Genomic DNA, 5,227 nt, shown 5'->3' with positions numbered 1-5,227 from the left:
CAAGGCGGATGTACGGTACAGCGCACCCTCGCGCGGCGCCGCCGGGCCGGACTCGCGGCGCCGGCCCGGCACCTGTCAGCGGTCGGCTCGCCGGGCCGTACGCTGCACCTGGAGGTCGAGGGCACGGGCGGCGGCGACTGGTACATCCCGCTGGACTCCCCCGGGGCGCACGCCGCGCCGGAGACGGCGGTCGCCCATGTCGCCCTGGACGGCATGGAGTTCTGCCAGCTGGCCGCGGGGCATGTGCCGCCCGGCGAGGCCGCCGCCGGACAGGAGGGTGATCGCGAGGCGATCCGAGAGGTGTTGTACGCCACCGCCGCGCTGTCCCGGCTCTGAGGGGTGGGTGGTACGGGGCCGCGCGCCGACGGCCGGAACCACGGGTGCGGGTGCGCCGGGGCGCGCCCGGCGCGGGGCGTCAGGAGAAGACGACGGTGCGGTGACCGTTCAGCAGCACCCGGTGTTCGCTGTGCCACTTCACGGCACGGGCCAACGCCTGGCACTCGACGTCCCGGCCGACCTCCACCAGACGTTCCGGCGTGGCCTCGTGCCCGACCCGTTCCACCTCCTGCTCGATGATCGGGCCCTCGTCCAGCTCGGAGGTGACGTAGTGCGCCGTCGCCCCGATCAGCTTCACCCCCCGGGCGTGCGCCTGGTGATACGGCTTCGCGCCCTTGAAGCTCGGCAGGAAGGAGTGGTGGATGTTGATGATCCGGCCGGACAGCTGCTTGCACAGGTCGTCCGAGAGCACCTGCATGTAGCGGGCCAGCACGACCAGTTCCACCTCGTCCCGCCGGACCAGCCGCAGGAGTTCCGCCTCAGCCTCCGCCTTGGTGTCCCGGGTCACGGGGATGTGCCGGAACGGCACTCCGTACGAGGCGACGAGGTCGGCGAAGTCCGGGTGGTTGGAGACCACCGCGACGATCTCCACCGGCAGCGCGCCCGTACGCGAACGGAACAGCAGGTCGTTCAGGCAGTGCCCGAACCTGCTCACCATCAGCACCACCCGCATCCGGGCGCCGGCCCGGTGCAACTGCCAGTCCATCCCGAAGGAGTCCCCGATCGCGGCGAATCCGGCCCGCAGCTTGTCCAGCGTGCCGCCACCGCCTTGGCTCGCGGCCGGCTTCGCCGAGGAGTCCGCCGCCGCGGCGGGACCGCCGCCGCTGAAGTGCACCCGCATGAAGAACAGCCCGGTGTCCCGGTCCCCGAACTGCTGGCTGTCCTCGATGTTGCAACCCGTCGTGAACAGATAGCTGGAGACCGCGTGCACGATGCCCGGTTTATCCGGACAGGAGAGGGTGAGGACGTATTCTTCGGGCTGGCTCATCCCCCTAGCCTGGCATATCGGACGGAGTACTCCGTCCGGGCTCCTCGATCGCCCCGGTCCGCGCCGGGCGACCCGGGGCGATCCGCTCAGACCGTCCGCAACAGCGTCGCCAGGTCCGCCAGCGAGCGCGGCGGTTCGTCCGGCGAGTCCCCGTCGTTCACGGCCAGCAGTACGTGCGCCTCGCGCGCCGCCCGTACGGCGTCCGGCCAGCCCTCGTGCTGCATGTACGTCGACACCGGGGCGTCCGCGCCGACCTGGTGCATGATCCGCAGCACCCGCAGCACCGCCGTGTCCACCAGGCCGGCCTCCTGCGAGTCGCGGAAGATCGTCGCCACGTACTTCTCCGCCGACCAGCTGTCCAGCCAGGTGTCCTCCACCAGCCGATAGACGGCGTCCGTGACGTCGCCGTACCCCTGCTGGCCCGCCAGCCAGCACTCCCGCTGGAAATCCGGGTCGGACAGCATGTGCAGCGCGGACCGCACATTGCAACGCCAGCGCCACCAGGGCATGTCATTCACGGGCATGCGCTCCATGGTGGTGGACCGACGGCCCCGACGGGAAGTCTTCTCCACAGCTTGCTCCATGGTCGTCGACGATACGTTCCGGATCGTCCGGCTCGCCCGTCACCCCGCAGTTCACCTCCCCGCCGCCCGGCGTTCGGGGTCGGGCACGACGCCGTTACGACGGACCCGGCAGCCTGCTGGACCATGACTGCTCGGCGCCGTGCCCCCAAGGCCACCGCCCTCGCCGCCGCCACGGCCGGCTACGCGGCACTCCTCAGCGGCTGCGGCAGCGTACCGGCCGGCACCGGAGCGGACACGGACCCGATCACGGTGATGACGTGGGCACCACAGCGCGCCGAGGCCAGCAACATGCCGGGAATGCCCGCGATGGGCCAGGCGTACGCCCGTTGGTTCAACGCACGGGGCGGCATCAACGGCCGCGAGCTCGAGGTACTCACCTGCGACGAGCGCAACGACTCGGTGGGCGCCGCCCGTTGCGCGGACCGCGCCGTGGAGGAGGAGGTCGTCGCGGTCGTCGGCTCGTACAGCCAGCACGGGCGCTCCTTCATGTCGGCGCTGGAGGGTGCCGGCATCCCGTACCTCGGCGGCTACGGCGTCACCGAGGAGGAGTACACCAGCCCGCTCTCGTATCCCGTCAACGGCGGGCAGCCGGTGCTCGCCGCGGCCAACGGCCGGCAGCTCGCGGCCGAGGAGTGCTCCCGGGTCTCGCTCGTACGGCCCGACACGATCACCGGCGACCAGTTGCCGCCACTGCTGGACGCCGGCCTCCGGGACGGCGGCGCGCCGCAGGCGGCGCCCGCGACGGACGTACGCGCCCCGGAGAGCGCCACCTCCTACCAACAGACGGCCCAGCGGGCGCTCGAGGGCGCCCTGGGCGCGGCCCCGGCGCTCGGCGGGACAGGGCTTAGCGGGACAGGGCGGAGCTGCGTCACCGCGATGCTGGGCGGCCACACCGACACCTTCCTGGACTCGTTCCGACGGGCCGAGGCCGCGGGCGAGTCGGTGCGCACGGCGTCCGTGCTGGGCAGCGTGCGCCAGTCGTTGGTCGACCGCACGGGCGGGGCCGACAGTCCGCTGGAGGGCACGTACGTCACCAGTTGGTACCCGCCGGCGGACGACCCGCGCTGGGACACGATGCGGGAGGCCGTGCGGGAACACGCCTTCGGGGACAACCGGATCGACCCGGACGACCCCGGCGCGCAGACCACCTGGATCGCCTACACGGCGCTGCGTGCCGCGCTGGAGCAGTTGGACCCGGGCCGGACGGTCACCGCCGAGGCACTGCGTACGGTGCTGGACGAGGGCGAGGCTCTCGAGACCGGCGGGCTCACCCCGAAGCTGCGGTGGCACTACGAGGACCTGCTCTCCGCGCACGACTACCCGCGCCTCGTCAACACCCACGCCACCTACCAGCGGGTGCGGAACGGTCAGGTGTCGACGCTGCCGGAGGGGCCGGACGGCTTCGTCGACGTGGAGAAGTCGCTGGAGAACAAGCGCGACGGCTGAGGGAGCGCGACGGCGAGGAGCGGAGCCCGGTGCGGCGAACCATGGGGCCCGCCCCCGCCGGAGCGCGGACAGGCCCCGCGGGGGATATCGCGGACAGGACCGGAGCCGGCAGCGCGGACAGATCCCGCGGGCGGAAGGGGGCCGCGCTCAGAGCTGGGTGATCTGGCGTTCCGCCAGGCCGTACTTCTTCGCGGTCGGGTTCCACAGGCTGGCGGCCTTCTTCTTGGCGGCCGTCGCCTCGCCGCTCGCCCGGTTGCCCAACGCCTGCTGCTTGGTGGAGCGGGCCTCGCCCTTCGGGCAGCCCTTCTTGCCGGACACCTGCTTGGCCCACGCGGCGTACGCGGAGTCCGCCTTGGCGGACGCCTTCCACGCCTCGACGAGTGCGGAGTTGAGCTGCGCGCTGTTCGGGAGCGCCCCGGTGTCCAGCTCCCCGAGGCTGGTCACCAGACCGTTGCGCTGCTTCGCGGCGGCACGCAGATCGGTGCCGGCGGCGGCGAGGGCCTTGCAGGACTTGATGTTCTGCACCGCCTTGATCACCGACGCACGGCTGTTGTTGCTGCGCTCGAGCAGCTTGTCCAGCTCCTTGGCCTGTGCCTCGGCCGGGTCGGGAGCCTCCGTCTTGTCCGGTTCCGGGCTAGCGGGGGCCGCGCCCTGCTCCTTCCCGCCCCCGTTCGACTCGCTTTCGCCACCGAAGCCGACGAACGCTCCGATCAACACCCCCACCACTGCCAGGGCCGCGGCGCCGATCAGCACCACGGGGGACACCTGCCTGCGTTTCGGTTCGCCGCCGGACCGAGGCGCACCACCGGCGTACGCCGGCGGTGGGCCGCCTCCGGGGCCGCCCGCCTGCTGTGCGACGGCCTGGTCGAACAGCGGGAGGCTCCGGGTCTCCNGTCACCGACTGGCCCGGCGACCGCGGTTGGGACGTGGCCGCGCTGCACGACGAGGAAGCCGGCCTGCCCGGCAAGAGCTACACCCGCAGTGGCGCCTTCCTGGACCGCCCGGCCGACTTCGACGCCGGTTTCTTCGGGATCGCCCCGCGTGAGGCGCTGGCGATGGACCCGCAGCAGCGGCTGCTGCTGGAGACCTCCTGGGAGGCGTTCGAGCGCGCCGGCATCGACCCGTACGACCTGCGGGGCAGCCGTACCGGCGTGTACGCCGGCACCAACTACCAGGACTACTCCAGCCGTCCGATCGCCCCCGGCACCGAAGCCGAGGCGCACCTCGGCACCGGCAACTCCGCCAGCGTGATGTCCGGCCGCGTCTCGTACACCCTGGGCCTGGAGGGTCCGGCCGTCACCGTCGACACCGCCTGCTCCTCCTCACTGGTCGCGCTGCACATGGCCGCGCAGGCGCTGCGGGACGGCGAGTGCGACCTGGCGCTGGCCGGCGGCGTGACGGTGATGTCCACGCCCGGGCTGTTCCTGGACTTCAGTCGGCAGGGCGGCCTGTCCGCGGACGGGCGGTGCCGGGCGTTCTCCGAGGACACCGACGGCACCGGCTTCGGCGAGGGCGTCGGCATGCTGCTGGTGGAGCGGCTGTCCGACGCGCGGGCGAACGGGCATCCCGTGCTGGCGGTGCTGCGTGGCTCGGCGGTCAACCAGGACGGCGCCTCCAACGGGCTGACCGCCCCCAACGGCCCCTCCCAGCAGCGGGTCATCCGGGCCGCGCTGGCGCGCGCCGGCCTGACCGCCGGCGAGGTGGACGCCGTCGAGGCGCACGGCACCGCCACCACCCTGGGCGACCCGATCGAGGCGCAGGCGCTGCTGGCGACGTACGGCCAGGACCGGGAGGTCGAACGGCCGCTGTGGCTGGGCTCGGTGAAGTCCAACCTGGGCCACACCCAGGCGGCGGCCGGAGTCGCCGGGGTGAT

General features: G+C 72.8%; 5 protein-coding genes and 1 pseudogene (1 of these 6 cut by a window edge). 3 read left to right on the top strand and 3 right to left on the bottom strand.

All coding sequences use genetic code 11. From position 1 onward, the window contains the following. On the top strand, positions 1-336 hold the end of the coding sequence (locus AN216_RS04355) for a zf-HC2 domain-containing protein (protein ID WP_079166242.1). Its footprint begins 1,314 nt before the window's first position; 336 of the gene's 1,650 nt are visible here — the last part of the coding sequence; its start codon lies off the left edge, out of view; it ends in the stop codon at positions 334-336. A 79-nt stretch (positions 337-415) separates the two neighbouring features. On the opposite strand, the gene purU is transcribed toward AN216_RS04355, so the two are convergent. Together purU and AN216_RS04345 are read right to left on the bottom strand one after the other, a co-directional pair. After that, on the bottom strand, positions 416-1,324 hold the full coding sequence (gene purU, locus AN216_RS04350; RefSeq protein ID WP_070195257.1) for a formyltetrahydrofolate deformylase: 909 nt from the start codon (positions 1,322-1,324) through the stop codon (positions 416-418). A gap of 86 nt (positions 1,325-1,410) precedes the next feature. Next, positions 1,411-1,908, bottom strand: coding sequence for an SCO4402 family protein (locus AN216_RS04345; RefSeq protein ID WP_070195256.1), 498 nt, complete (start codon positions 1,906-1,908; stop codon positions 1,411-1,413). Positions 1,909-2,031: 123 nt separating this feature from the next. On the opposite strand from AN216_RS04345, the gene AN216_RS04340 reads away from it, so the two are divergent. Next, positions 2,032-3,354: an ABC transporter substrate-binding protein gene (locus tag AN216_RS04340; protein ID WP_070195255.1), complete on the top strand. Its 1,323-nt coding sequence runs from the start codon at positions 2,032-2,034 to the stop codon at positions 3,352-3,354. 147 nt (positions 3,355-3,501) lie between these two features. Here AN216_RS04340 and AN216_RS04335 read toward each other — a convergent pair whose 3' ends face one another. Then, positions 3,502-4,110 (bottom strand): hypothetical protein, encoded by a 609-nt coding sequence (locus tag AN216_RS04335; protein WP_070195254.1) that lies wholly within the window; start codon positions 4,108-4,110, stop codon positions 3,502-3,504. A gap of 86 nt (positions 4,111-4,196) precedes the next feature. On the opposite strand from AN216_RS04335, the pseudogene AN216_RS04330 reads away from it, so the two are divergent. Further along, positions 4,197-5,227, top strand: a pseudogene (locus AN216_RS04330) (beta-ketoacyl synthase N-terminal-like domain-containing protein); the annotation flags it as partial.

The sequence above is a fragment of the Streptomyces oceani genome (genome assembly GCF_001751245.1).
In the GTDB taxonomy this organism is placed as follows: domain Bacteria; phylum Actinomycetota; class Actinomycetes; order Streptomycetales; family Streptomycetaceae; genus Streptomyces; species Streptomyces oceani.
Note: the sequence above shows the minus strand (reverse complement) of the source record. Positions and strands in the feature narration are given on the sequence as shown.

What these genes read in the sequence shown, in the direction of transcription:
- purU (WP_070195257.1), bottom strand. Translation starts at nt 1,324, where the DNA reads ATGAGCCAGCCCGAAGAATACGTCCTCACCCTCTCCTGTCCGGATAAA.
- AN216_RS04345 (WP_070195256.1), bottom strand. Translation starts at nt 1,908, where the DNA reads ATGGAGCAAGCTGTGGAGAAGACTTCCCGTCGGGGCCGTCGGTCCACC.
- AN216_RS04340 (WP_070195255.1), top strand. Translation starts at nt 2,032, where the DNA reads ATGACTGCTCGGCGCCGTGCCCCCAAGGCCACCGCCCTCGCCGCCGCC.